This window comes from Streptomyces sp. NPDC047014 (assembly GCF_040644195.1).
In the GTDB taxonomy this organism is placed as follows: domain Bacteria; phylum Actinomycetota; class Actinomycetes; order Streptomycetales; family Streptomycetaceae; genus Streptomyces.
In genome coordinates, this window is the sequence record NZ_JBEYVX010000051.1 from 16,335 (window position 1) to 41,767 (window position 25,433).

The 25,433-nt window shown below is 73.2% G+C and carries 19 protein-coding genes; 11 read left to right on the plus strand and 8 right to left on the minus strand.

Features of this window, described 5'->3' with window-relative positions; translation table 11 throughout:
- Nucleotides 1-174: 174 nt before the first annotated feature.
- From glnII to ABZ873_RS23640, 3 genes are all read left to right on the plus strand, one after another.
- Entirely contained in the window at nt 175-1,194 is a 1,020-nt protein-coding gene (glnII, locus tag ABZ873_RS23630; protein ID WP_360875422.1) for a glutamine synthetase, read from the plus strand.
- 90 nt (nt 1,195-1,284) lie between these two features.
- A complete protein-coding gene (locus tag ABZ873_RS23635) occupies nt 1,285-1,614 on the plus strand; it encodes a hypothetical protein (RefSeq protein ID WP_360875423.1) in 330 nt (109 codons plus the stop codon).
- 354 nt (nt 1,615-1,968) lie between these two features.
- Nucleotides 1,969-2,571, plus strand: a complete 603-nt coding sequence (locus ABZ873_RS23640) for a winged helix-turn-helix domain-containing protein (RefSeq protein ID WP_360875425.1) — start codon at nt 1,969-1,971, stop codon at nt 2,569-2,571.
- Nucleotides 2,572-2,662: 91 nt separating this feature from the next.
- Here the strand turns inward: ABZ873_RS23640 and ABZ873_RS23645 are convergent, their stop codons facing one another.
- Complete coding sequence (locus tag ABZ873_RS23645; protein ID WP_360875427.1) at nt 2,663-4,111, minus strand: PepSY domain-containing protein; 1,449 nt, start codon at nt 4,109-4,111, stop codon at nt 2,663-2,665.
- A gap of 65 nt (nt 4,112-4,176) precedes the next feature.
- Nucleotides 4,177-4,986, minus strand: coding sequence for a hypothetical protein (locus ABZ873_RS23650; protein WP_360875429.1), 810 nt, complete (start codon nt 4,984-4,986; stop codon nt 4,177-4,179).
- Nucleotides 4,987-5,049: 63 nt separating this feature from the next.
- Between ABZ873_RS23650 and ABZ873_RS23655 the strand changes: the two genes are divergently transcribed.
- The 8 genes from ABZ873_RS23655 (at nt 5,050) to ABZ873_RS23690 (ending at nt 13,476) form a co-directional block, all read left to right on the plus strand.
- Nucleotides 5,050-5,670, plus strand: a complete 621-nt coding sequence (locus ABZ873_RS23655) for a rhomboid-like protein (protein WP_360875431.1) — start codon at nt 5,050-5,052, stop codon at nt 5,668-5,670.
- On the plus strand, nt 5,667-6,461 hold the full coding sequence (locus ABZ873_RS23660) for a tyrosine-protein phosphatase (RefSeq protein WP_360875433.1): 795 nt from the start codon (nt 5,667-5,669) through the stop codon (nt 6,459-6,461). Before ABZ873_RS23655 ends, ABZ873_RS23660 begins: the two co-directional genes overlap by 4 nt.
- A gap of 125 nt (nt 6,462-6,586) precedes the next feature.
- The gene (locus tag ABZ873_RS23665) at nt 6,587-8,527 is read left to right on the plus strand and encodes a hypothetical protein (protein ID WP_360875435.1); all 1,941 of its coding nucleotides are present in this window, start codon (nt 6,587-6,589) and stop codon (nt 8,525-8,527) included.
- 167 nt (nt 8,528-8,694) lie between these two features.
- Complete coding sequence (locus ABZ873_RS23670) at nt 8,695-10,128, plus strand: hypothetical protein (RefSeq protein ID WP_360875437.1); 1,434 nt, start codon at nt 8,695-8,697, stop codon at nt 10,126-10,128.
- A 77-nt stretch (nt 10,129-10,205) separates the two neighbouring features.
- The gene (locus ABZ873_RS23675) at nt 10,206-11,102 is read left to right on the plus strand and encodes a metal-dependent hydrolase (RefSeq protein WP_360875439.1); all 897 of its coding nucleotides are present in this window, start codon (nt 10,206-10,208) and stop codon (nt 11,100-11,102) included.
- Nucleotides 11,099-12,145, plus strand: a complete 1,047-nt coding sequence (locus ABZ873_RS23680) for a PDR/VanB family oxidoreductase (RefSeq protein ID WP_360875441.1) — start codon at nt 11,099-11,101, stop codon at nt 12,143-12,145. The genes ABZ873_RS23675 and ABZ873_RS23680 overlap by 4 nt, the downstream gene beginning before the upstream one ends.
- Nucleotides 12,146-12,197: 52 nt before the next feature.
- On the plus strand, nt 12,198-12,914 hold the full coding sequence (locus ABZ873_RS23685; protein WP_360875443.1) for a TetR/AcrR family transcriptional regulator: 717 nt from the start codon (nt 12,198-12,200) through the stop codon (nt 12,912-12,914).
- A 25-nt stretch (nt 12,915-12,939) separates the two neighbouring features.
- Entirely contained in the window at nt 12,940-13,476 is a 537-nt protein-coding gene (locus ABZ873_RS23690; RefSeq protein WP_360875445.1) for a GNAT family N-acetyltransferase, read from the plus strand.
- Here ABZ873_RS23690 and pulA read toward each other — a convergent pair.
- The 6 genes from pulA to ABZ873_RS23720 all read right to left on the minus strand — a co-directional run.
- Nucleotides 13,463-18,811, minus strand: a complete 5,349-nt coding sequence (gene pulA, locus ABZ873_RS23695; protein WP_360875447.1) for a pullulanase-type alpha-1,6-glucosidase — start codon at nt 18,809-18,811, stop codon at nt 13,463-13,465. The genes ABZ873_RS23690 and pulA overlap by 14 nt on opposite strands.
- 46 nt (nt 18,812-18,857) lie before the next feature.
- Complete coding sequence (locus ABZ873_RS23700) at nt 18,858-20,588, minus strand: carbohydrate-binding module family 20 domain-containing protein (protein WP_360875449.1); 1,731 nt, start codon at nt 20,586-20,588, stop codon at nt 18,858-18,860.
- Nucleotides 20,589-20,850: 262 nt separating this feature from the next.
- A complete protein-coding gene (locus ABZ873_RS23705; protein WP_360875451.1) occupies nt 20,851-21,855 on the minus strand; it encodes a LacI family DNA-binding transcriptional regulator in 1,005 nt (334 codons plus the stop codon).
- Entirely contained in the window at nt 21,852-23,501 is a 1,650-nt protein-coding gene (locus ABZ873_RS23710) for a glycoside hydrolase family 13 protein (protein ID WP_360875453.1), read from the minus strand. The genes ABZ873_RS23705 and ABZ873_RS23710 overlap by 4 nt, the downstream gene beginning before the upstream one ends.
- 50 nt (nt 23,502-23,551) lie before the next feature.
- Nucleotides 23,552-24,400 carry a carbohydrate ABC transporter permease gene (locus ABZ873_RS23715; RefSeq protein WP_360875455.1) on the minus strand — a complete coding sequence of 283 codons (849 nt, stop codon included), beginning with the start codon at nt 24,398-24,400 and terminating at the stop codon, nt 23,552-23,554.
- A gap of 2 nt (nt 24,401-24,402) precedes the next feature.
- The coding region (locus ABZ873_RS23720; protein WP_360875456.1) for a sugar ABC transporter permease at nt 24,403-25,433 on the minus strand (1,031 nt) is incomplete at its 5' end.

Consider the following 25,433-nt stretch of genomic DNA (forward strand, 5'->3'; position numbering starts at 1 on the left):
TCGACCGCGAGGCCGCACACCCCGCCCGACCAGCAGGGTAAACCTCGGTAACACGGGGTTCACACACGGGCAACGGAAGAGAAATCGCGGGCGGGCACGCTGCGGACATCGCCGCAGCGACGAAGCGCGGCCGGCAGCGACCAGCAGCACCCGCAGAGTCTGAGGATGGGGCCCGTGAGCTACAAGGCTGAGTACATCTGGATCGACGGCACCGAGCCGACGGCGAAGCTTCGCTCCAAGACGAAGATCCTGGCGGACGGTGCGGAGCTGCCGATCTGGGGCTTCGACGGATCGAGCACGAACCAGGCCGAGGGCCACGCCTCCGACCGCGTGCTCCAGCCGGTGTTCTCCTGCCCGGACCCGATCCGCGGCGGCACGAACGTGCTGGTGCTGTGCGAGGTCCTGAACATCGACATGACCCCGCACGAGTCGAACACCCGGGCCCTGCTGCGGCCGGTCGCGGAGAAGTTCGCCGGGCAGGAGCCGATCTTCGGCATCGAGCAGGAGTACACCTTCTTCGACGGGGTCCGGCCGCTCGGCTTCCCGGTGGGCGGCTTCCCGGCGGCGCAGGGCGGCTACTACTGCGGTGTCGGCTCGGACGAGATCTTCGGCCGCGACATCGTCGAGAAGCACCTGGACCACTGCCTGGCGGCGGGGCTGGAGATCTCCGGCATCAACGCCGAGGTCATGCCCGGCCAGTGGGAGTTCCAGGTCGGCCCGCTGGGCCCGCTGGAGGTCTCCGACCAGCTGTGGATCGCCCGCTGGCTGCTGTACCGCACGGCGGAGGACTTCAACGTCTCGGCGACGCTGAACCCGAAGCCGGTGAAGGGCGACTGGAACGGTGCCGGCGCGCACACCAACTTCTCAACGAGGGCGATGCGCGAGGACTACCGCGCGATCATCTCGGCGTGCGAGGCACTGGGCGAGGGCAGCAAGCCGCTGGACCACGTGAAGAACTACGGCGCGGGCATCGACGAGCGCCTGACGGGTCTGCACGAGACCGCCCCCTGGAACGAGTTCAGCTACGGCGTCTCGGACCGCGGCGCCTCGGTCCGCATCCCGTGGCAGGTGGAGAAGGACGGCAAGGGCTACATCGAGGACCGCCGCCCGAACGCGAACGTCGACCCGTACGTGGTGACCCGCCTCATCACGGACACCTGCTGCACGGGCCTCGAAAAGGACAACCTGATCTGACGCCAGCCCCCCAGCACCCCCAGCACCCCCAACGCCCGTCGAGCCCCCGGCCCGGCGGGCGTTGTCAGTGTCGCGTGGCACGGTGGGGACATGTTGGCGATCAGGATTGAGACGGAGCGCGGCGAGTCCTACGAGCGGCCCGCCCTCGGCACCTTGTCCGCACTCGTGGAGCGCATCGGCGCGGACGGGGACCGCTTCGTCATCGTCGAGCGGGTCACCGAGGACCCGGAGGTCTACATACAGGTGTGGCACGACGCGGGCGACACCTACCAGCTGGAGCACCGCGACGGGTCGGCCGAACGGCACTTCCAGGCGTATCTGCCCACCGCGGCCGAGGTGGTGGCGGTCATGGCGGGCTGGGCCCGGCAGGAGAAGGGCTGGGACGCCGGTCCCGCATGGGAGCGGCTCGACCTGCCGTGACGCCGGGCACTTTGCCCCGGTTCGTGGGGGTCGGTGGCTCGGGATGTGAGATGGGGATCCAGTGGCTGAGATGTGGTCTGCCCTCCGGGCGGGGGGTCTGGTTGAATGGGGGCATGGCCAGCCACTCGCACACCTCGTCAGGTCGCAGCGACCTCGAGCCGTTCTGGCCGTCCCGGCAGGATCACGACTTCGATCGTGAGTGTTGCCGCGCGAAGAACGCGCCGGCCCTCTAACGCCTCCGGGATCTTCCCCCAACCTGCGGTTATCCCCGGGGCCTTCGGTCTGCGCGGTACGACATCGATGACGCACGCACGTCTCCCTGCCGACCTCTCCGCGTGAAAGAGCTGACCACTCATGGCGAACACCCGCTCCCTGACCTCCGCTGCGACCGCCTCCGCCCTGACCTACCCGCCCAGTCCCCGCCACCGGCTGCGGTCCGTCGACCGGGACGAAGTGGCCCGGGTCGTGGACTTCCTGCCGCCCGGGGCGACCTGGCTCCCGGCGCCGCAGCACACCCTGCCCGCCCTCCCCGGCCAGCCGCCGATGATCGGCTACCTCGTCCTCGTACCGGCCGACCAGCAGCCCCCGGTCGGCTTCGCCCCGCAGGCCGTGGCCGCCGCCGGCCCCGTGCACGCGGCGCCCGCCGCCGGGCCCCGGACCCCGGCGACCCGCGGCGACGAGCTGATCCGCATCGACCCGGCGCAGCGCACCGCCGCCGTGGAGGGCCGCGTACTCGACCTCACCTACCTGGAGTTCGAGCTCCTGGCCCACCTGGTGGAGCACCCGCACCGCGTGCACAGCCGGGACCAGCTGGTCACCACCGTCTGGGGCTACGGCCACGTCGGCGACGGCCGGACCGTGGACGTCCACATCGCCCGGCTGCGCCGCAAGCTGGGCGGCGCCCACCGCGGAGTCATCCAGACCGTGCGCCGCGTGGGCTACAAGTACGCCCCCTGATCCGGCGGCAGGCCCGGACGCACGTGGGCCCGTACCCCCTCCGCGAGGGTACGGGCCCACGGTCATGCGGGGCCGGGGACGGGGACGGGTGCTACGCCGCCCCGGCCCGGCGGCGGGCCGCCACGCCCAGCAGGGCGTCCAGGACCAGGAAGACCGCCAGGCTGATCCCCAGCAGCGGGATGAACCAGCCGACCAGCGCCGTCACCGCGCCCAGCGGCAGCAGCACGGTCACCGGCAGCTTGCGCCACGCGCCGCGCGGCTGCGGGCGGCCGACGGACAGGGCGCGGTCCTTCGTCGGGCGGCGCAGCCACCACATCCGGTAGCCCCAGAAGACGAGGAACATCACCGCGAGGGCCAGGGCGGCCAGCGCGATCTCGTTGACGATCCCGAAGGTCTTGCCCATGTGCACATCGATGCCGAAACGGGTCAGCTTCGCGAGCAACGGGTAGTCGGCGAAGCGCAGTTCGTCCAGGACCCGGCCGTCGGCGGGATCGACGGCCACGGCGTCCAGGTGGACCGGGACCGTCTTGTCCTGCTCCTTGATGACGTAGCCCTTGCCCTCGGCGGGCAGGGACACCCGGATCTCCTCGGTGACCCCGGCCGCCCGCGCGGCGGCCACCGCCGCGTCGATGCCGATGTCGGCGGTCGGCGCGGGCGCGGGCATCGGCATGCCCTCGGGCATGGTGTGCCCGGCGTGCTCGTCCGACCCGGCGGCCCCGGCCGCGCCCGGCAGCTGGGCGGCCACGGCGGGGGTGGCCCCGCCCAGGCTGTCCTGGAGCTGCCCGATGTTCTCCCCGGCGTACTTGGACCAGGTCAGGCCGGTGGCGGAGAGTACGACGAGCCCCGCGACGGCCCACAGGCCGACGCTGCCGTGCCAGGACAGGGTGCGCCGGCGGCCGGTGGCCTTGCGGTCGGGCAGGACGAGCTGCGCGCGGCGCTTGCGGCGGCGGCCGATCCACAGGGCGAGCCCGCCGAGGGCGACCACCCACATCCAGCTGGCGGCGAGTTCGCTGTAGTTCCGGCCGAACTCCCCGAGGTGGAGGTTGGAGTGGAAGGTGCTCAGCCAGGCCCGCAGCGGCAGCGCGTCGCCCGCGGTGACGAGCTGCCCGCGCACCTCGGCGGTGTACGGGTCGACGAACACGGTGACCGTCTCGCCCTCGGCGAGGCCCGGGGCCTCCAGGACGATCCGGGTGGTGGCCTCGGCGTCGGGGCCGGGCCAGACGCCGACGACCTTGCCCTCGGGGGCGGCGTCCTGGGCGGCCGTGACCTGGGCGGCGAGCGGCAGGGCGCTCTCCCCGACCCGGTCGACGGTCAGTTCGTGCGAGTAGACGATCTTCTCGGCCTGCCAGGAGCCCGCGTAGAGCAGGCCGGTGGTGGCGGCGAGGAACAGCAGCGGGGCGATGAGGAGACCCGCGTAGAAGTGCATGCGCAGCAGCAGCGGGCGCAGGGCGGCCCAGCCGCCGGGCCGGCCGGCCGGGGTCGGGGCGGGGGTGGTGTCGGCGTCCCGGGTGGGGACGTCCTGAACCTCGTCGAGGGACATGGTGGTCCTAGGGGTTGGCGAAGACAGGGGGGATCGCGGCCCCGGGTCTCGCCGGACGCGCCGGTTCAGGCGCGGGCAGGACGACCGGGGGCCGTGCGGCGGAGAACAGCTCCGGCCCCGGGCGGCCCACGGCGCACCACGGCATGCGCGTGCACGGCCCCGCGCAGCCGGCGCGGCCGCCGGTACGGGGGCCGGGGCGCGGGCCGTGGCGGTACGGCGGCGGTCCGCGCCCCGGCCAGGGCGAGCGCGCGGGCGAGCGGCCGGGCGGCGTGCACGGTGGCGGCGCCGAGGGCGCGGGCCAGCCGGAAGACGGCGGCCTCGCCGCGCGCCAGCCAGAGGGCGCAGAGCAGTGCGGCGAGCACATGCGCGGCGACCATCCCGAGACCGCCACCGTGCCCGGCCATGTCAGTCATCCCGGCCATGCCACTCATGCCACTCATGCCGTCCGGGCCGCCCATGGCCGCCATGTCGGCGGCGGCCATGGGCGGCCCGGCGGCCATGGCCCCGGCACCGTCGGCCATGCCGCCCGTGCCGGCCATGCCGTCGGCCATCGCCCCCGCGTCCGCCGCCATGCGGTGATGGTGGTGCGCCCCGGCGCCCGCGCCAGCGGGCGGCGCCACGCTCGCCGTCCCCGAGAAGACCAGGTGCAGGGCCCCCTGGACCCCGAGCACCGCCGCGCTGATGCCCACCGGCCCCCGGCGGCGCCCCGCGGCGAGCCAGGCGAGCCCGGCGGTCACCGCGAAGGCGGCCAGGAGGCCGGAGAGGGGGATGTCCGTCCCGGACATGTGCGCGTGTCCCACCGCGCCCAGCGCGACGCACATCGCCGCGAACATCGCGGCCCGGGTGGCGCGCATCGGCGCGAAAGATTCGAACATGGCCGGGACATGTTCGCACGGGGTGCCTGCGGCTCCGCCAGGGCCTTGTCCGATCATGAGCAGGTGAAACACATTCCGTGGGGAGCGGTGTATGTCGGCGGGGTCCAGCTCGGAGCCCTCGCCCTGGAACGCGGCGACGCGGTGGCGCGGGAGCGGCTGCTCCGGGGCTGCTCGACGAACGTCGACAATCTGGCCGCCGGCCGCTGGGAGACCCTGGTCAGCAGCGCCCTCGTCGTCGAGGAGCCGATGCCGCTGCCGTACGCCCTGCTGCTGCTCGCGGTGCTCGGGTACGCCGAGTACGCGTACGGCGCCTGGTGGGCGGCCGCGGTGTTCCTGTTCGGGCACGCCTCGGCCACCCTGCTCGTCTACGGGGTGCTGCGCCGCACGGCCGGTCCGGCCACCCGCGCCGCCCTGGACGTGGGCACCAGCTACGGGTTCAACGCGGTGCTCGGCGCGCTGACCTCCGCCCTCCCGCGCGGAGCCGTCCGTACCGCCGCCCGGGCGGGGCTGCTGGCGCTCGCGGCGGCGCCGGTGGTGAAGCGCGGGCGGACCTTCACGGACGCGGGGCACCTCGCGGCCCTCGGGATCGGCGTCGGCCTCTCGCTGGCCTTCGATTACCTTTCCGGTACAAAGCGTCCGAAAATTACATACATCCCTCGCACCTCGCTGGAGCCGCCACGATGACCGCCACCCCCTCCACCACCGTCGCCAACCTCCGCGACCTCGGCGGCACCCCCCTCGCGGGCGGCCGCAGCGTCCGGTCCGGTCTGCTGCTGCGCTCCGGCCAGCTCGACCGGCTCGACCTCGGCGCCGATCCGGTGGTGGCCGCGCTGGGTGTGCGTACCGTCATCGACTTCCGTACCGACGCCGAGCGCGCCGACTACCCCGACCGCATACCGCCGGGCGCCCGGCTGCTGGTCGAGGACGTGCTCGCGGACAAGCTGCGCGCGGGCCGGATGCCCGCCGCGGCCCAGCTCAAGGACCTGATGTCGGATCCGGTGGTGGCCGAACGGCACCTGGGCGGCGGCAAGGCGCAGCTGCTCTTCGCCGACACCTACCGGGCCTTCGTGAACACCGCCTCCGCGCAGGCGGCCTACCGGACGCTGCTCACCGAGGCGGCCGATCCGGAGGCGGGCCCGCTGCTGTTCCACTGCACGGCCGGCAAGGACCGCACCGGCTGGGGCGCGACGGTGCTGCTGTCCCTGCTCGGCGCGGACGAGGACACCCTGATGGCGGAATACCTCTCGGTGAACCCGGCGGTGAAGCTGGCGTTCGCCCCGATGATCGAGGGCTTCACGGCGGCGGGCGGCGACCCGGAGATCGCGCTCGCACTGATCGGGGTCTTCCCCTCCTATCTGGGGGCCGCCCTGGAGGAGGTCGAGGTCCGCTACGGCTCGATGGAGAAGTACGTACGCGAAGGGCTCGGCGTCCCCGACGGCACGGTCGAGGCCCTGCGCGCCCGTCTGGTGGCCTGACCGGGGCGGGCCGGCCCCTCCGGATCCCGCCGGCCCCCACGGAGCCGGATCCCGCCGGTCCCGCGGACCCGTTCGGCGGCCCGCCGGGCGGGTGACCATCCGCGGATTCGCTCGTTCTGCTGAACGTGACTGCGCCGGACACCACCACCCGCCCCCTGCCGCCCGCCTCCGTACCGCCCGATGTCGAGCAGGCCGAGGCCGCCATCGTCGAGCACTACCCGCGGCTGGTGCGGCTCGCCTATCTGGTGCTGCCCCCCGCCCTCGGCCGCAGCCGCCGGGTGCTGACCGCCCATGCGCTGGTGCAGCGGGCGCTGCCCCGGGGCGGGCGCCGGGACGCGGCCGCGGGGGCCGCCGCCGTGCAGGGCGGGGTGCCGGGCCAGCGGGGCGCGCTGGACGAGTCGGGGTACGCCTACGTCCGGCTCCGCGTGCTGCGCGCCGCCCTGGAGGCGGGGCTTCCGCTGACTTTCCGCGCGCTGCCCCGGCGTGCGCAGCTCCCGCCGGCGCTGCCGCAGGTGTGGGGGCTGCGGCTGTTCCCCCGCGCGGGCGGCGCCGAGGAGCTGGCCCTCGACCAGTGGCTGGCCACCCTGGACGGGCCCGGCCGGGCCGCCTGTGTGCTGCGGGCCCTGGAGCGGCTGCCCGAGGCGGAGGTGGTGCGGGTGCTGGACGAGGCCGGGGTGCCGGATCCGGCCGCGGCGGTCGCGGAGTCCGGGGATCCGGCGCATGACGCCCTGTTCGCCTCCCCCGAGTTCGACCCGTGCGTGCTCCAGGCCCGGCCCACCGATCTGCTGCGGCGCCGCCGGCTGACCCGGGCCGGCCTGGCCGCCGCGGCGGCCCTCGCCGTGTGCGGGGCGCTGCTGGCGCTGCCGGGCGGGGGCTGGGGCGCGGACGGGGCCGCCGCCCCGCCGTACGCGCGCAACGCGGCGGCCGAGCAGGCGCTGGACCCGGCGAAGCTGGTCCGGGCCGCTCCGGCGCTCTGGCGTACGTCCTCCCGTACGGGCTTCTCCACCTGGCCCGCCCGGGGCGATCGCGCCGAGGACACCGCGCTGCTGCGCCGGGCGCTGGCGGTGTGGGCCCGGCCCGGCGCCTCGGTGGTGGTGTCGGCCACGCCGGGCACCCCGTCCGGGCCGCCGATGGGGCCCGCGCAGCTGCTGTACGCGGGGGTGGTCGACCAGGCGGTGGTGGTCCTGCTGCACGACGGGCTGCGCGTGGTCCGCTACGCCGAGCCGCGCTCCGGATCCGCGGGCGCGGCCCTGGACTTCGCCCGCACCGACGGGGCCTCGGCGGACACCGCCACGGCGCTGGTGCTGAGCCGGGTGGACGGCAACGTCCGCTATCTGACGGCCCCTTGGATCACCGGCGCGGCCCTGCGGGACCTGCTCAGGCCGACGGTGGCGCCGGCCGTGCTCAAGCCGACGCCGGACGGGGTGACCCCGCCGGTGCCGGGCCCGGCCCCGAAGGGCGACTGCACCAGCTGGAACGCGCTGGCACTGACCGGCGACGGCGCCACCCGGCTGATCACCGACCTCGGGGAGCTGACCCCGGCCCGGCTGACCTCGGGCGCGCCGGGCGCGGAGCGGGACGTGACGGAGGCGGCGGAGCTCGGGGACTGGTCTCGGATCGCCTGCCTGCTGCCGTCGGTCCGCTCGCACGGGGTGCGCGCGGTCAACGCGTGGACGTACGCGAAGCAGCCGCTGCCCGAGGGCGACGGTACGGCGGCGTGGCTGTGCACGCGGGCGGAGACCTGGCACGGCGCGGCGGACCGGGTGCAGGCCCAGTTCCTCGCCCCGGGTTCCGGTACGGCGGCGCAGGCGGCCACGGCGGAGGGTTCGGCGGCCTGCGGCACCCGGGAGCCGCGGGTGCTCGCGGGCGTGCTGTGGAAGTCCCGCGCGGGCCAGTGGTACGTACTGGCGGCGGGCAGCGCGCAGTTCGCCTCGCTGTCGGTGTCGGGCGGCGGGGTGAACGGCTCGGCGAACGGCAACCGCCTGGCGGTGAAGGCTCCGGTGGGCGCGCAGGTGGACCTGTCGGGGAAGCTGACGGACGGGACGAAGGCGGGCGTGCTGCGCTGAGGGCGGGGGCCGGGGGCCACCTGGTCGGGTGAATTTTCAACGACCAAGTGGCCAAGGGCAGTTGGCGGGATCCGGGCATGACGGACACCGGGCGTACATGGCATGATCAGATTCCGGTTACCGCTCGGTAATCCCCCACACCCCACGCCCCCTCGAAGGTCCCTCACGTGCGCACGCTTGCCCGCAGCCTCCTCCTCCCCGGCCTGACCGCCCTCGCGCTCACCGCCACCGGCTGCTCCTCCTCACCCCACACCGGCGCGGCCGCACCCGCCGCGCCCGCCTCCCCCACGCCCGCCGCCGACGGCGTCTCGCAGCGGCTGGAGGTGGCCGCCGCCCCGCAGGACGCGTCCACGCCCGCCGCCGTGGCCCGCGGCGGCGCGAAGGGCCGTACCGAGAAGTCCGCGCTCAAGGTCGCCTCCTACGACGCGGCCAGCGGACGGGCCGTCATAGCCGACGCCCCGAAGGCACCGGCCAAGCCCTCGAAGGGCCCCTCGAAGGACCCCTCCCAGGCCCCCTCGCCCGGCGGCTCCCCCGAGGCCGACAAGCCCGTGGCCGTCGGTGACGTGATAGCCAGCGCGCCGGCCCCCGGCGCTCCGAACGGCCTGCTCGCCAAGGTCACCGAGGTGGTCGGCAAGACCGACCGCGGCACCGAGGTGAAGACCGCCTCCACCACCCTGGCCTCCGTCCTCAACGACGAGAAGGCCGACGGCAAGGTCCCCGTCGACCCCTCCGCCGTCAGCGTCGAGCCCCTGATGAAGGGCGTCACCCTCTCCTGGGCGAAGAGCGAGGGCCTGAAATTCGGTCCCGAGGGCGCCAAGCTGCCCCTGGGCAACCTGCGGCTCGACGTGAACGCCGCCGTCGACACCGCCCCCGACGCGCCCGCCTCGGCCGGCGCCTCCGTCTCCGGTTTCGTCCAGCTCGCCCCGCGCGTGGAGTTCGCGTACGACGGCGCGCCCGGCGGCGGCTCCGGCCCGCGCGGCGCCTTCCTCGGGATGAGCGGCGACTGGTCCTCGCAGTGGAAGCTCCAGGGCCGGGCCGCCGCGAGCACCGGCGCCCCCAAGCGGATCCCCTTCGCCAAGCTGCACAGCTCGCCGGTGATCCAGGTCGGGCCGGTGCCGGTCGTGGTCAACCTCGACCTGACCTGCTACATCCAGGTGGAGGCCGACGGCAAGGTCACCGTCGAGGTCCAGCAGGACGTCAAGGGCGACTTCACGGTCGGCGGCAGCTACGCGGTGGGCAAGGGCTGGACCCCGGTGAGCGCGTCCAACGTGAAGAGCACCCCGGTCCGCGCGGCCGTCACCGCCTCCGGGCGGGTCAAGGGCGCGCTCGGCGCCGAGGCTTCGGTCGGCCTGTACGGGGCCGTCGGCGTCACCGGTGACTTCGCCCCCTACGTGCGCGGCGAGGCGGAGGCCAAGGCCACCGCGTCCAGCGACGGCAAGACCTCCCTCACCGGCTCGTGGGCCCTCTACGGCGGCTTCGACCTGAGCGGGAACCTCCAGCTCCAGCTGTCGCTATTCGGTACGCCCCTGTTCGAGCGGCGCATCCCGCTCGGCAGCCTCAACCGCGAGTGGCCGCTGGCGAGCGGGCGCGCCGGGCAGTAGCGGACCCGCCGGGGGCGTGCGCGAGAACTCCGTGCAGGGGGCTTCTCACCTCCTGTACCCATCAGTACATTGACGCCATGTCTAATACGCCGCTCGCGCCCGCCCCCGTGGCGTCGGAACACGTGGACCTCCGGCCGCGGAACGTGTCCTTCGGCTGGAAGGACACCCCCCTGCACTGGCTGCCCGGCGAACCCTTCGCCGGGCACATGATCAACGTCCTGCACCTGCTGCTCCCCGCGGGCGAGCGCTGGTTCGTCCACGTCTACAAGCAGGCGCTCCCGCACATCACGGACGAGCGGCTGCGCGAGGACGTGGTCGGCTTCATCGGCCAGGAGGCCATGCACGCCGCCGCCCACGACGACGTGCTCCCGCACCTGAAACGGCTGGGGCTGGACCCGACCCCCTACACCGCGCAGGTGGACTGGCTGTTCGAGAAGCTGCTCGGGGACCGCACCCTGCCGCCCGGCCGGGCCCGGCACTGGTGGCTCATGGAACGGGTCGCGATGATCGCGGCCATCGAGCACTACACCGCCTTCCTCGGCGACTGGGTGCTCAACGCCGAGGCCCTCGACCGGCGCGGCGCCGACCCCACCATGCTGGACCTGCTGCGCTGGCACGGCGCGGAGGAGGTCGAGCACCGCTCGGTGGCCTTCGACCTCTTCATGCACCTGGACGGCGGCTACCGGCGCCGGGCCCGCACCTGGGCCACCGCCTTCTCCGCCCTGGTCTTCCTCTGGCAGCGCGGGGTCCGCTTCTTCATGGAGAACGACCCCCATCTGGTGGACGGCCGGGCCTCCTTCGGGCAGTTCCTGCGCGCCGGACGGCAGGGCGTGCTCCCCACCTCCGGCGCGATGCTCCGCTCCATCCCCAAGTACCTGGCCCGTACGTACCACCCCTCGCAGGAGGGCTCGACGGAGCAGGCGGTGGCCTACCTGGCCAGTTCCCCCGGCGCCAACGGCGGGGTGCGCTCATGAGGCGCCTGCTCGCGGTCACGGCGGTCGCCGCGGCGGCCTGGACGGCCCGCCGGGCCCTGAACCGGCGCATCGGCGGCTCTCCGCTGTGGCCGCTGCCCGCCCTGGAGGAGCCGGTGTCGGGCCACTCGCCGCGCCGCACCCTGCGCGCGCTGATCGTCTCGCGCACCGAGCCGGCCGAGGGCGTGCTGCGGCTGGTCCTGGAGGCGCCGGACCTGCCCGCGTGGACCCCGGGCGCGCATGTGGACCTCACCCTGCCCTCGGGGCTGGTGCGCCAGTACTCCCTGTGCGGGGACCCGGCGGAGCACGGCCGGTACACCGTCGCGATCCGGCGGGTGGAGGACGGCCGGGGCGGCTCCCGCGAGGCGCACCTCCAGCTGGTCGAGGGCGCCGAACTGGAACTGCGCCCGCCGCGCAACCGCTTCGAGCTGGTCCCGGCGCCCCGCTACCTGTTCGTCGCCGGGGGCATCGGCATCACCCCGGTGCTGCCGATGCTGCGGGCCGCGAGCGCGGCGGGCGCGGACTGGACCCTGCTCTACGGGGGCCGCTCGCGCGCCACGATGCCCTTCCTGGACGAACTCGCCCGCTACGGCGACCGGGTGCGGCTCTTCCCGGAGGAGGAGACGGGCCTGCCCGACCTGGCCGCCGTCGCCTCGGCGGCTCCCGGTACGGCCGTCTACTGCTGCGGCCCGGAAGCCCTCATGCGGGCCGTCACCGCCGCCACCCCGGACCCGGACGCCGTGCACCTGGAACGCTTCGCCCCGGCCGCCGGGCCCGCCCCCGCGCGGCCCTTCACCGTCGAACTGCGGCGCTCGGAGCGGGTGGTGGAGGTGGCCGCGGGCGAGAGCGCGCTCGCCGCGGTGCGCCGGGAGCTGCCGGACACCCCGTACTCCTGCGAGCAGGGCTTCTGCGGGACCTGCCAGCACCGGGTGCTGGCGGGCGAGGTGGACCACCGCGACACCCTCCTCACCGACCAGGAGCGCGAGGACTCGATGCTGCTGTGCGTCTCGCGCGCGGAGGGGGACCGCCTGGTCCTGGACCTCTGAGCCCGCCCTCCGCGGCCTGGACCTCCGCACGCTCCCCAGTAGGGTGTTCCGCATGACGACCGGGGTGCGACGCAGGATGGGTGTCGAGGAGCGGCGGCAGCAGCTGATCGGGGTCGCCCTGGAGCTGTTCAGCCACCGGTCCCCGGACGACGTGTCGATCGACGAGATCGCGGCGGCGGCGGGGATATCCCGGCCGCTGGTCTACCACTACTTCCCCGGCAAGCTGAGTCTGTACGAGGCCGCGCTGCGCCGGGCCGCCGACGACCTGGCGCTGCGCTTCGTCGAGCCCCACGAGGGGCCGCTCGGGGCGCGGCTGCTGCGTGTGATGGGACGTTTTTTCGCCTTCGTCGACGATCACGGTCCGGGCTTCTCGGCGCTGATGCGCGGCGGTCCGGCGGGCGGCAGCAGCCGGGCCAACGCGATGATCGACGAGGTCCGGCAGGCGGCCTACGAGCAGATCCTCACGCATCTGGGCATCGGCCTGGAGGACCCGCCGGCGCGCATGGAGCTGGTGGTGCGCTCCTGGGTCTCGCTCGCCGAGTCCACCGCGCTGATCTGGCTGGACGGCCGCCGGATCCCGCGCGCCGAGCTGGAGTTGCAGCTCGTGCACGATTTCGCGGCGCTGGCGGGGGTGAGCGCCGCCTATGACGAGGAGATGGCGGGGATCCTCGTACGGATCCTGGCGGACGAGCCGGCGGACGGTCCCTTCGGGGAGCTGGTGTCGCGGCTGGCGCTGCTGGTCACGGGCGGGGTGCCCGGCCCCCGTTGACCGGGCGTGTGGCGATAATGCCCGCGTGATCATTGATGACGGGATCGTGTTCCGGCAGGCCGAGGAGAAGGACGCCGGCACGCTGGTGCGGCTGTACGACCAGGCCGCCCGCTGGATGCGCAAGCACGGGATCGACCAGTGGAAGCCCGGGGAGAAGGACGCCGCGCACTTCCGGGCGACGATGCGCGCGGGCGAGGTGTGGCTCGGCGCGGACGAGGACGGCCGGGTCTGCGGGGCGTACGAGCTGTGGTGGTCCGACGAGGACGCCTGGGGGATCCAGCCGCCCGTCGCGGGCTATGTGCACCGGCTGATGGTGGCACGCGAGACCGCTCCCGCCGGAACCGGCAGACGGCTGCTCGGACATGCCGAGCGGCGCATCGCCAGGACCGGCCGGGAGCGGGCGCGGCTGGACTGTCTCTCCACCAACCCCCGGCTGCTCACGTACTACCGGGGCGCGGGCTACCGGGTGGTCGGGGAGTTCCCCCACAAGGAGGGGAAGGACGGCAGGACCTACGGGGTGATCCTGCTGGAGAGGCGGCTGGACCGGCTCAGCGCCGTGTGAAGACGGCGACGGTGCGGGCGGGGACGGTGAACTCTCCTGTCTGCCGGTCGTATCCGGACTGCCGGACGACGGGGTCGGATCCGGCCGCCTGGACCGGGTGCAGGCGGTGGGCGGTGCCCGCGAGGGCGGGGATGCGCTGGGCCTGGGTCTGCGGGGTGGCGTTGAGGACGACGACCAGGTCGCCCAGGGTCATGGTGATCACGCCGGGGGTTTCGGCGGTGCCGGAGAGCGGGAAGGCCAGCCGGGACTGGACGGCTTCCGCGGTGCCGAGGCGGAACTCCGGTTCGGTGGTACGGATCTTCAGCAGGTCGCGGTGGGCCGCGGCGGTGGCGCCGGTCTCGGCGCAGCCGGGGGCCGGGCCGGTCAGCAGGGGCTTGGCGTAGCTCCACTTGGAGGCGTTGTCGGCGGCCGGGGGCAGGCCCCGCCCGAAGCCGTTGCCGTCGCGGCAGTCCCAGTGGATGGCGTTGAACCAGTCGCCGCTGTCGTAGGAGTTGCGGTCCAGGGACTTGGAGCGCAGCAGGTCGGTGCCCGCCTGGGAGAGGGACGGGCCCTGCGAGAGGGTGGCCGTGGCCATCGCGAGGATGTGCATACGGGCCTGGTCGCGCGGGCTCGTACCGGCCGGGAGCTTGAAGCTCAGGGCGTCGGCGAGGGTTTCGTTGTCGTGGGCGTCGGCGTAGGCGAGGGCGTCGCCGGGGGCGGCCGCGTAGCCGGCCGGGGCGCCGTTGTAGTCCACCTCGGAGCCCTTGACGCGGCGGCCGATGCTGTCGGTGAAGGTGTAGCCGGCCAGGTTGCCGGAGAGGCCGACCTTGATCAGGTCCTGGGCGTGCAGGAGGCGGGCCCGCTGCTGCTCGGGGGTGCCGTTGGCGGGCGAGGCGTTCGGGGCGGTGAACAGGCCGGAGGCGAAGCCCTGGACGCGCGGGTCCTCGTCGAAGGGGCCGCCGCCGCGGACGGCGTCGCGGGCCCGGTCGGAGAAGGTGGCGATGCCGGTGCCGGCCATGTTCTTCTGCGTGGCCTGGACGAAGCGGGCGTCGTCGGCGATCTCACCGAAGTTCCAGCCCTCCCCGTAGAGGACGATCCGCTTGCCGTCGACCCCGTCCTTGGCGGGGGTCAGGGCGTCCAGGGCGGCGCGGACGGCCAGGATGTTGGCCTTGGGGTGGTGGCCCATCAGGTCGAAGCGGAAGCCGTCGACCTTGTACTCCTTGGCCCAGGTGACGAGGGAGTCCACGACGAGGCGGCCCATCATGGCGTTCTCGGGCGCGGTGTTGGCGCAGCAGGTGGAGGTGGCCACGGAGCCGTCGGCCAGCAGGCGCTGGTAGTAGCCGGGGACGATGCGGTCGAGCACCGACTTGTCGGACTGCCCGGCGGCGACGGTGTGGTTGTAGACCACGTCCATGACGGTGCGCAGCCCGGCGCCGTTCAGTGACTGGACCATCCTGCGGAACTCGACGGTGCGCGCGGTGCCGTTGGGGTCGCTGGCGTAGCTGCCCTCGGGGACGGTGTAGTGCAGCGGGTCGTAGCCCCAGTTGTACGCGTCCTTCGCGGCGGCGGCGGCCACGCACGCCTGCTGCTCCTGCGAGTCCGGGGCGTACACCGTGAGCTCGCAGGCGGGTTCGGTGCGGTCGGCGGCCTTCTCCGGGATGGTGCCGATGTCGAAGGCGGGCAGCAGGTGGACGTAGGAGGTGCCCGCCTCGGCCAGCCCGCGCAGGTGCCGCATGCCCGCGGAGCCGGTGTCGGTGAAGGCGAGGTACTGGCCGGGGTGGCCGCTGGTGCGGTCCGCGACGGAGAAGTCGCGGATGTGGAGTTCCTGGATCTGCGCGGAGGTGAAGGGGACGGGCGCGGGCTTGCGCAGCGTCTTCCAGCCGGGCGGGGCCAGCTTGGGGTCGGCGAGGTCGACGACCAGGCTCTGGACGGAGTCGGCGGTGAGGGCGGTGGAGTAGGGGTCGGTGACGAGGTTGCGGACCACCTGGCGGGTGCTGGGCGCCCAGACGGTCACGGCGAAGCGGTAGGGCTTGCCGGTCCAGGAGCGCTCGCCGCGCACGGACCAGACGCCGGTGGCATCGTCGCGGCGCATGGCGACGGTGCGGCCGTCGAGTTCGAGGGCGACCTGCTGGGCGGTGGGGGCCCAGACGGAGAGGGTGGGGCGGCCGTCCTTGAAGACGGGGCCGAGGGCTGCGGTCGTCGCGTACAGGTCGTCGAGGACCCCGGCGAGCTGGACCCCGGTGGCGGCGAGGAAGGCGCCGTTCGCGGCGCGGGCACTGGCGACGAGCTGCCCGCGCAGGGCCTCCCGTACCCGGTCGCGGTCGCGTGCGTCGACGGAGTACGCGGCGTACGCGGCCAGGTGCGGGAACTTCTGCTTCTGGGCGGCGGTCAGCTCGGTCCGGTTCAGCCGCAGCCATGCGGCGGTGCCGGTCAGGGTGCCGTTGTCGGCCTTGACGGCGCCTTCGCGGGAGGCGAGGAGCTGGACGGAGGCGGCGGCCGCGGGGGCGTTCCAGGCCACGGTGTCGCGGTCGATCCAGACGGCCTCGGCCTTGCCGAGGTCGAGGGCGGCGGAGGATCCGGCGGGCTGCGGCAGGAGGTACTTCTCCCGGCCGCCCAGCATCCACACCTCGTGGCCGGTGGCCTTGAGGTCCAGGGACTGGTCGGAGGGGAGGTCCTTCTCGTCGCCCTTGTGCAGGATGTAGCTGAGGCTGGTGGCGCCGGGCGCGAGCGGGACCTCGTAGACCGCGCCGTAGGCGTCGGAGCGGGCGGGGAGCAGCGGCTTCGACCAGTCGGTCGGGTTCGCGGCGCCGGTCCAGACGTGCAGGCCCCAGCCGTCGTAGGCGCCGTCGGGGCGCTGGTAGTGCAGGACGGCCTTGCCCTGGTCCTGCGGCGGGTGGGCGGGGCGGTCGGTGCGGGCGGGCTCCTTGCCCTGCTCCAGCCAGATCTCGCCCGTCCTCGTCACGTCGATGGTGCGGTCGGCGGCGACGTCCTTGGTGCCGTCCTTGTCGATGACGAGGTAGTTGACGGAGGAGGCGCCGGGCTTGAGGCGGACGTACGCGAAGGCGCCGTAGGCGTCCCGGCCGGTGAAGGCGTGGCCCTCGGGCCAGGGGGTGGCCTCGCCCTCGGCGAGGTCGCCCCAGGCGTAGAGCCGCCAGTTCGTGTAATCGCCGTCGGGGCGGTGGTAGTGGACGACCGCGTAGTCCCGCTGGGTGGCGGTGGGGACCGCCGGGGGCGGGGCCTGGCCGGTGGCGGAGGCGGCGAGGGCGCTCGCGGTGCGGCCGGCGGAGTCGATGACGACGGCCTTGTAGCGCAGGGCGGTTCCGGCCGGGGTCTTCGCGTCGAGGTGCTGGGTGACCTTGTAGGGGGCGTGGTCGGCGGAGCCGAGGACCTGCCAGGGGCCGTTGCCGGTCTGCGCGGCGAAGACCACCCGGTTGAGGCCGCCGCCGCTGACGTCGGCGGACAGCTCGACGGTGCCGGTGGCGCCGGGGGCCGGGGCCTTGAGGGTCAGATTCGGCTTGGTGGCGGGCTTGGCGGCGGGGGTGACGGCCTGGAGGACCGCGGAGCCGAGGGCGGGGACGACGACGGTGAGCTTCCCGGCCGCGGAGGCGCGGAGCAGCGCGGTGCCGCCGTACAGGGTGCGGTACTGGGCGCCGGCCGGGGCGTCGATCTCCACGGTGCGGGAGGCGGCGGAGTTGTTGGCGGCGACCAGGTACTCGGTGCGGGTCCGGGGGTCGGTACGGGCGAAGGCGTAGGCGGAGCCGTCGGAGAGGCGTTCGCTCTGGACGCCGTCCCGCAGGGCCGGGTGGGCCTTGGTCAGCTTCGACAGGGCGCTGATCTGCCGGTAGAGGGGGTGGCCCGGGTCGTAGGCGTCGCTCGCGTGCGTGCGCTCCGTACCGAGCTGGTCGTCGTCCAGGTAGTCCGCGACACGGCTGGCGAAGAGCGGCTGGCGGGAGTCCTTGTCCCCGCCGGCTCCGGTGAAGCCCTGCTCGTCGCCGGAGTAGATCACCGGGTTGCCGCGGGAGAGGAACATCAGCTCGTTGGCGAGCCGGTAGCGGTCCAGGAGCTCCTGCTCGGTGGCCTGCGGGTGGTCCTGCTCGAGGAAGGTCCCGAAGCGGCCCATGTCGTGGTTGCCGAGGAAGGTGACCTGCTCGTAGGCGTTGGCCTTGTCGGTGGTGTAGCGGTAGTCGTCGGCGAGGACGGAGCCCAGCCGGGAGGCCGCCGCGCCCTGGGAGGCGTACGCGCGGATCGCGTCCTGGAGCGGGAAGTCGAGGGTGGCGTCCAGGCGGCCGCGGGTCACGTAGGGGGAGGTGACGGCGGTGTCGGCGGAGTAGACCTCGCCGAACATGAAGAAGTCCTCACGGCCGCGCTTGGCCGCGTAGGCGTCGAGGGCGGTGGCCCACTGGTTCCAGAACTCGGTGTTGACGTGCTTCACGGTGTCGATCCGGAAGCCGTCGATGCCGAAGTCGCGGACCCACTTCTCGTAGATCTTCTCCATGCCGCTGACGACCTCGGGGCGTTCGGTCCACAGGTCGTCCAGGCCGAAGAAGTCGCCCTGTTCGGAGGATTCCCCGGCGAAGGTGGAGTCCCCGCGGTTGTGGTACATCGCCGGGTCGTTGAGCCAGGCCGGGACCTTGAGGTTCTTCTTCGCGTCGGGCACGAAGGGGGTGCGCGGGAAGGACTCCGCGTCCACCTTGGGGAACGTGGTCCTCCCGTCGGCGTAGTCCTGGTCGTCGAAGGGGACGCCCTCCTTGGTCAGGTAGGGGAACGCCCCCTTCGACAGGTAGGAGTAGGACGCCTCGCGGTAGTCGACGACGTCGGCGGTGTGGTTGGTGATGACGTCGAAGAAGACCTTCATGCCCTTGGCGTGGGCCTTGTCGATCAGCCGCTCCAGGTCGGCGTTGCTGCCGAAGTGCGGGTCGACCTGGGTGAAGTCGGTGATCCAGTAGCCGTGGTAGCCCGCGGAGACGTCCTCGCCCTTGCCCTGCACCGGCTGGTTCTTGAAGATCGGCGCCATCCAGATGGCGGTGGTGCCGAGCCCCTTGATGTAGTCCAGCCGGTCGGTGAGCCCCTTGAGGTCACCGCCCTGGTAGAAGCCCTTGTCGGTGGGGTCCAGACCGGTCTCCAGACGGGTGCCGGTCAGACCGCCCCGGTCGTTGCGCGGGTCGCCGTTCGCGAACCGGTCCGGGAGCACGAAGTAGAACTGCTCGCGGGTCAGGTCGTGCCGGGCGGGCTCGGAGGCCAGTTTCGCGTCCGAGGGCGGGGCGGGCGGCTTCGCGGGGGCCGCGGCGGCCGGGAGGGCGGGCAGGAGCGTCACGGCCAGGGCGGCGGCGAGCACTCCTGCGGCAGGGCGTATCAAGGCGGGTCTCCTTGGGTACGTGTCGCGCGGGTGGTGGGGCGGGGAGTCAGTTGCGCCAGGTGTCGTTCAGCGTGACCCTGCCGCTCGCGGGGACGGTCGCGGTCCGGTTGGCCCCGCCCTCCCAGGTGACGTTCCCGGCGGCGTCCTTGCGCAGGTACTTGTACGCGAAGACCGTGCCGGGCGGCAGGGCGACGTCGAGCTTCCACACGGGGTAGGCGGCCGGGTCCAGCTTGAGGGCGCTGCCGGTGTTCCAGCCGCCGAGCTCGGGCCGGTCACCGGTGACGAAGATGTTCTGGCCGACGCTGGTGGTGGCGTTCGCGGCGAAGGAGGCCCCGGCGGAGCCCGCCGGGGTGCCGGAGCAGGTACGGGCGCCCGTGTGCAGGGCGAGCGCGGTGCCGGCGCCGAGGGTGGCGGTGAAGCGGCCGTCCGCGCCGACGGTGACCGTGCGTCCGCTCTGCACATCGCAGTAGCCGCCGGCCGGGAGGGAGGTCTGGAAGGTCCGGGTGAGGGCCGAGCCCTCGTGGTTGAGGGCGACGTACGCCTTGGAGCCGCGGCCGAAGGCGATCTGGTCGCCGCCGTTGTCCCACCAGTTCACGACGCCCTGACCGCGGGCCGTGTTCCGGAAGGCGACCATCGAGGAGATCTCGCGCCAGGCGTGCTGGCACTTCCAGCCGTCGCTGTAACAGGCGTTGACGGTACCGCCGTTGGGCGGGCCGGCGTCCTTGTCGGTCCACTCGTAGCCGGAGTGCACATCGGGGGAACCGTAGGGCCAGGCCAGCATGAACACGCTGGCGAGGGTGTAGGCGGAGCCGTCCTTGTAGCTGAGCGTGTCGCCGAGGCGTTCGGTGTCGTGGTTGTCGACGAAGACACCGGAGCTGCCGCTGGCCATATGACCCCAGGGCTCGCCGAAGTTCTTGAGGTAGGCCAGGTTCTCGTTCTGGAAGACCCGCTTGAGGTCGCGGGCGTAGCGGAACTCCTGGACGTCGCCGGTGCCGAGGTACTCGGTGGGCGAGACGGCCTCGCCGTCGCCGGAGATCGCCTCCTGCTTCCAGTAGACGGACGGGTTGGTCAGCCGGGACTTGATGTTCGCGAGGTCGGCGGCGGGCATGTGCTTGGCGGCGTCGATGCGGAAGCCGTCCACGCCGAGCGAGAGCAGGTCGTTGAGGTAGCCGGCGATGCGGCCGCGCACGTAGTCCTCGCCGGTGTCGAGGTCCGCGAGCTGGACGAGCTCGCAGTTCTGGACGTTCGCGCGGTTGCGGTAGTCGGTGATCGTGGCCCGGCAGTCGTCGAGGTCGGCGCCGGAGTAGAGGCCGGGGTAGCTGTACTTCGTATACGTCGAACCGCCGGTCCCGGTGAGGGTGGCGTTCGCGTCGGCGGGGCCGGCCATGTGGTTGATGACGGAGTCGACGACGACCTTGACCCCGGCGGAGTGGCAGGCCCCGACCATGGCCCGGAAGGCGTCCCGGTCACCGAGCCGGCCGGCGATCTTGTAGCTGACGGGCTGGTACGAGGTCCACCACTGGCTGCCCTGGACATGCTCCTGCGGGGGCGACACCTGCACGAAGCCGTATCCGGCGGGCCCGAGCGAGTCGGTGCACGCCTTGGCGACGGAGTCGAAGCGCCACTCGAAGAGGACGGCGGTCACGTCCTTGGTCCCGGGCGCGGCGGCCACGGCCTGCGGCGCCTGCACCCCGCCGGCGAGGGCGGCCAGGGCCGCGAGGGCGGCGACGCGGGCGGTTCTGGATGCTCTTGCGGGTCTGGCGGCTCTGACAGACATGGGGGGTCCTCCTGGCGGAAGAGGTGTGGGGATTGCAGGCGACCGTAGGGCGGCACCCCAGACTGTTGCAAGACCTTGCGCAAGAGATTGCAGAATTGTTTCGCCGCCGGCGGCCGCCTTGTGCCGCTTCCGGGAGGGATGTTGCTCGATGAGCCGTTCAACGCGCCTGTAGGCACGCGGACATGAAGGCGCCCCGGCCCCGCTTGCGCTGGAGACCGGGGCCGCGGGCCGCGGGCCGAGCGGCGGCCGGCCGCTCAGCCCCCTACGCCGGTGCCTCTCCCGTCGAGCCGCGCACCACCAGCTCCGGCTGGAATACGTACTCCGTGCGCTGGACCGGCGTGCCGGAGACCGACTCCAGGAGGGCGCCCACCGCCGCCGTCGCCATCGCGCGGACCGGCTGGCGGACCGTCGTCAGCGGCGGGTCCGTGAAGGCGATCAGCGGGGAGTCGTCGAAGCCGACCACCGAGACGTCCTGCGGCACCCGCAGCCCCCGCTCGCGCACGGCCCGTATCACGCCGAGTGCCATCGGGTCGCTGCCGCAGACGATGCCGGTGCAGCCCCGGTCGAGGAGGGCGACACCGGCCGCGTGGCCGCCCTCGACCGTGAACAGCGTGCGCTGGATCAGCCCCTGCTCCTCCGCCTCGGGCAGCAGCGCCCGGAAGCCCTGCTCCTTGCGGGCGGAGGGCACGTACCGGGTGGGCCCGATGGCCAGCCCGATCCGCCGGTGCCCGAGGTCCTGGAGGTGCCGGACGGCCATGTCGGCGGCCGCCCGGTCGTCCGGGGAGATGAAGGGGGCGTTCACGTGCTCGTTGAAGCCGTTGATCATCACGAACGGCAGCCCCCGCGCCGCGAGCCGCTGGTAGCGGGCCGGGTCCGCGTGGGCGTCGGCGTGCAGGCCGGACAGGAACACGATGCCGGTGACACCGCGCTCCTCCAGCTGCTCCACCAGCTCGTCCTCGGTGGCCCCGCCGGGCGTCTGCGTGCACAGCACCGGCGTGTAGCCGTGCCCGGCGAGGGCCTGCTCGATGACCTGGGCGAAGGCGGGGAAGATCGGATTGGTGAGCTCCGGGATCAGCAGCCCGACCAGCCCGTTGCTGCGCCGCTTGAGCCGTACGGGCCGCTCGTAGCCCAGCAGGTCCATCGCGGCCAGCACCTTGTGCCGGGTGCCGGCCGCGACGCCCGCCTTGCCGTTGAGCACACGGCTGACGGTCGCCTCGCTGACCTCGGCCTGCGCGGCGATGTCCGTCAGCCGCAAGGGCGAGGTCACCCCGACGTCACCTGCCACCACACCGTGGTGTCGGCCGGCAGTACGCCGTCCTCGGCCGGGGCGCCGCTGGACAGCAGCACCTCGCCGGAGACGGGCAGCCGTACCGCCGCGCCCGTGGTGTTGGCCGCGCACAGGAACCGGCCGCGCCGGAAGACCAGGACGCCCTCCGGGGCCTCCTGCCAGTCCACCGACTCGCCCGCGCCCAGGTCCGGGTGCTCGCGGCGCAGCCGCAGGGCGGTGCGGTACAGCTCCAGGGTGGAGGAGGGGTCGCCGGTCTGCGCCTCCACGCTCAGCCCGGCCCAGGAGTCCGGCTGCGGGAGCCAGCTCCCGCCGGTGCCGAAGCCGTACGGGGCCTGCGTACCGGACCACGGGATCGGCACCCGGCAGCCGTCGCGGAAGCCGTCCTGGCCCGCCGCGCGGAAGAACGACGGGTCCTGGCGCACCTCGTCCGGCAGGTCGGTGACGTCGGGCAGGCCGAGCTCCTCGCCCTGGTAGACGTACGCCGACCCGGGCAGCGCCAGCATCAGCAGGCTGGCCGCGCGGGCCCGCCGCAGGCCGAGTGCGCGGTCACCGGGCTCGCGGAGCTGGGTGCCGAGCCCGGCGGGGTTGGCGAAGCGGGTGGCGTGCCGGGTGACGTCGTGGTTGGACAGCACCCAGGTGGTGGGGGCGCCGACGGGCCGCATCGCGGCCAGCGAGCCGTCGATGACCTCGCGCAGCGCCCCGGCCTCCCAGTCGCTGGTCAGGTACTGGAAGTTGAACGCCTGCTGCATCTCGTCGGGGCGGACGTAGCGGGCGGTGCGCTCCACGGTCGGGGTCCACGCCTCGGCGACGAGGACGCGGTCGCCCTCGTACTCGTCGAGGATCCGCCGCCAGGAGCGGTAGATCTCGTGCACGCCGTCCTGGTCGAAGAAGGGCATGACGTCGTTGCCGAGCAGCTTGAGCTGGTCCCGGGCGCCGAGGTCGGGCAGGCCGGGGGCCTTGACCAGGCCGTGGGCCACGTCGACGCGGAAGCCGTCGGCGCCGAGGTCCAGCCAGAACCGCAGGATGGAGCGGAACTCGTCGCGGACGGCCGGGTGGTCCCAGTTGAAGTCGGGCTGCTCGGGCGCGAAGAGGTGCAGGTACCACTCGCCGTCCGCGACCCGGGTCCAGGCGGGCCCGCCGAAGATCGACTCCCAGTCGTTCGGCGGCTCGGAGCCGTCCGCGCCCCGGCCCGGCCGGAAGTGGAAGCGCTCCCGCAGCCGGGAACCGGGGCCTTCGCGCAGTGCCTGCTTGAACCATTCGTGCTGGTCGGAGCAGTGGTTGGGGACGAGGTCGACGATGATGCGCAGGCCCAGGCCATGGGCCTCGCGGATCACGGCGTCGGCGTCGTGGAGGGTGCCGAACATCGGGTCGATGGCCCGGTAGTCGGCGACGTCGTAGCCGGCGTCGGCCTGCGGGGAGGCGTAGAAGGGGCTGAGCCAGACGGCGTCGACGCCCAGCTCCTTGAGGTAGGGCAGCCGGCTGCGGATCCCTTCGAGGTCCCCCATGCCGTCCCCGTCGGAGTCGGCGAAGCTGCGCGGATAGACCTGGTAGATCACCGCGTCTCTCCACCAGCCGGGCGTGGTACCGGCTGAGGTGGGGAGGGCGTCGGCGAGGTGCTGGGTCATGTCGTCCTTGGAGAGATCGGGCCGGGAGGGGAGCGGGCGGGCGCGGGTGGTCAGCCCTTGGTGGCGCCTGCCGTCATCCCGGCGACGAGGTGACGCTGGGCGAATACGAAGAAGATCGCCGCGGGGATGGCGATGAGCACCGAGGCGGCGCTCATGGCACCCCAGTTGGAGGTGTACTGGGTGACGAAGGTCTGGAGGCCGCCGGCCAGGGTCAGGTTCTCCTCGCCCACCATGAAGGCGGAGGCGTACGCGACTTCGCCCCAGGCGGTGATGAAGGCGTAGAAGCCGGTGACGGCCAGGCCGGGCTTGGCGAGCGGGAGGATGAGCCGCCAGAAGGTGCCGAAGGGGTTGAGCCCGTCGACGCGGCCGGATTCGTCGATCTCCACCGGGATGGTGTCGAAGAAGCCCTTCATCATCCAGGCGCAGAACGGCACGGCGATGGTGAGGTAGGTGATGATCAGGCCGATCGGCTGGTTGAGCAGACCGAGCTGTCCCATCAGGTTGTAGAGCGGGACGATCAGGATGGCCATGGGGAACATCTGCGTGATGAGCAGGGTCCACATGAGCGGCCGCATACCGGGGAACTTGAAGCGGCTGACCGCGTATCCGGTGGTGGCGGCGATGAACACACCGAGGACGGTGGTGACGCCGGCGACCAGGACGGAGTTCAGGAACCAGTCGATGAAGTGGCTGGACTCCAGCAGGTAGCGGTAGTTGGCGAAGGTCGGTTCCTTCACGAAGTCCGTGCTGATCGCGTACTGCGCGGGCTTGAGCGAGGTCAGCAGGATCCACAGGACCGGGAAGACGGCGATGACGGCGGCCACGAGGAGCGTGGCGTGCAGGCCGGCGGAGGCGAGGGGGGAGCGGCTGCCCCGGGTCCGCGTGCGGGTCGTGGTCATGGTCACCACACCTCTCCCTGCTTGCGCAGCGAGCGCCGGTAGACCAGCGCGAAGATCATGAGCAGCAGGAGGATCAGCACACCCCAGGTCGCGGAGACGGCGAAGTCGCGCGGGCTGGTGATGAACGCCTCCCGGAACGCCTGGGTCACCAGGATCTCGGTGGAGTCGCCCGGTCCGCCCCGCGTGAGCAGGAAGATCACCGGGAACATGTTGAAGGTCCAGATGGTGGAGAGCAGGATCACCGTCATGCTGACCGCGCGCAGCCCGGGCAGGGTGATGTGGCGGAAGCGCTGCCAGGGGCCGGCGCCGTCCATCTCGGCGGCCTCGTAGAGCTCTCCGGAGATGGACTGGAGGCCGCCGAGGAGGGCGACCATCATGAAGGGGATGCCCAGCCAGACGTTGACGGCGATGACGGAGAACTTCGCCCAGGTGGGGTCGTCGAGCCAGGGCACGGCGGCGATGCCGCCCCCGTCGAGGACCTTGTTGAGGATGCCGTTGTCGCGGTTGAAGAGGAACCGCCAGGCGAAGACGGAGACGAAGCCGGGCACGGCCCAGGGCAGGATGAGCGCCATCCGGTAGGCGGCGCGGCCCCGGAACTGCCGGTTCAGCATGGTGGCGAGGCCCAGTCCGAGCGCGAACGTGATGGACACGCAGGCGACCGTCCACACCACCGTCCACACCAGCCGCTGCAGGAACACCGGGTCGCCGAGCACCGCCGTGTAGTTGTCGAGTCCGATGAACTCGTACGTGGCGTCGATGTGGCGGGCGCCGATGTCGCGGGCGACATTGCGCTCGTTGGCGTCGGTCAGCGACAGGTAGACGCCGCGGACCAGCGGCCAGCCGATGATCACGCCGAGGACGAGCACCACCGGGGCGACCATGGCCCAGGCGTACCAGTGGGTGGCGAGGGCGCGGCTCAGGCCGCCCTTGGAGCCCTGCCCGCCGGCCTTGCCCGCCTTGCCCGTCGTGCCTGTGTTCCCGCTGTCAGTCCTGCGGGTCCGGCCGCGGACGGCGGAGTCGTTCCCGACTCCGC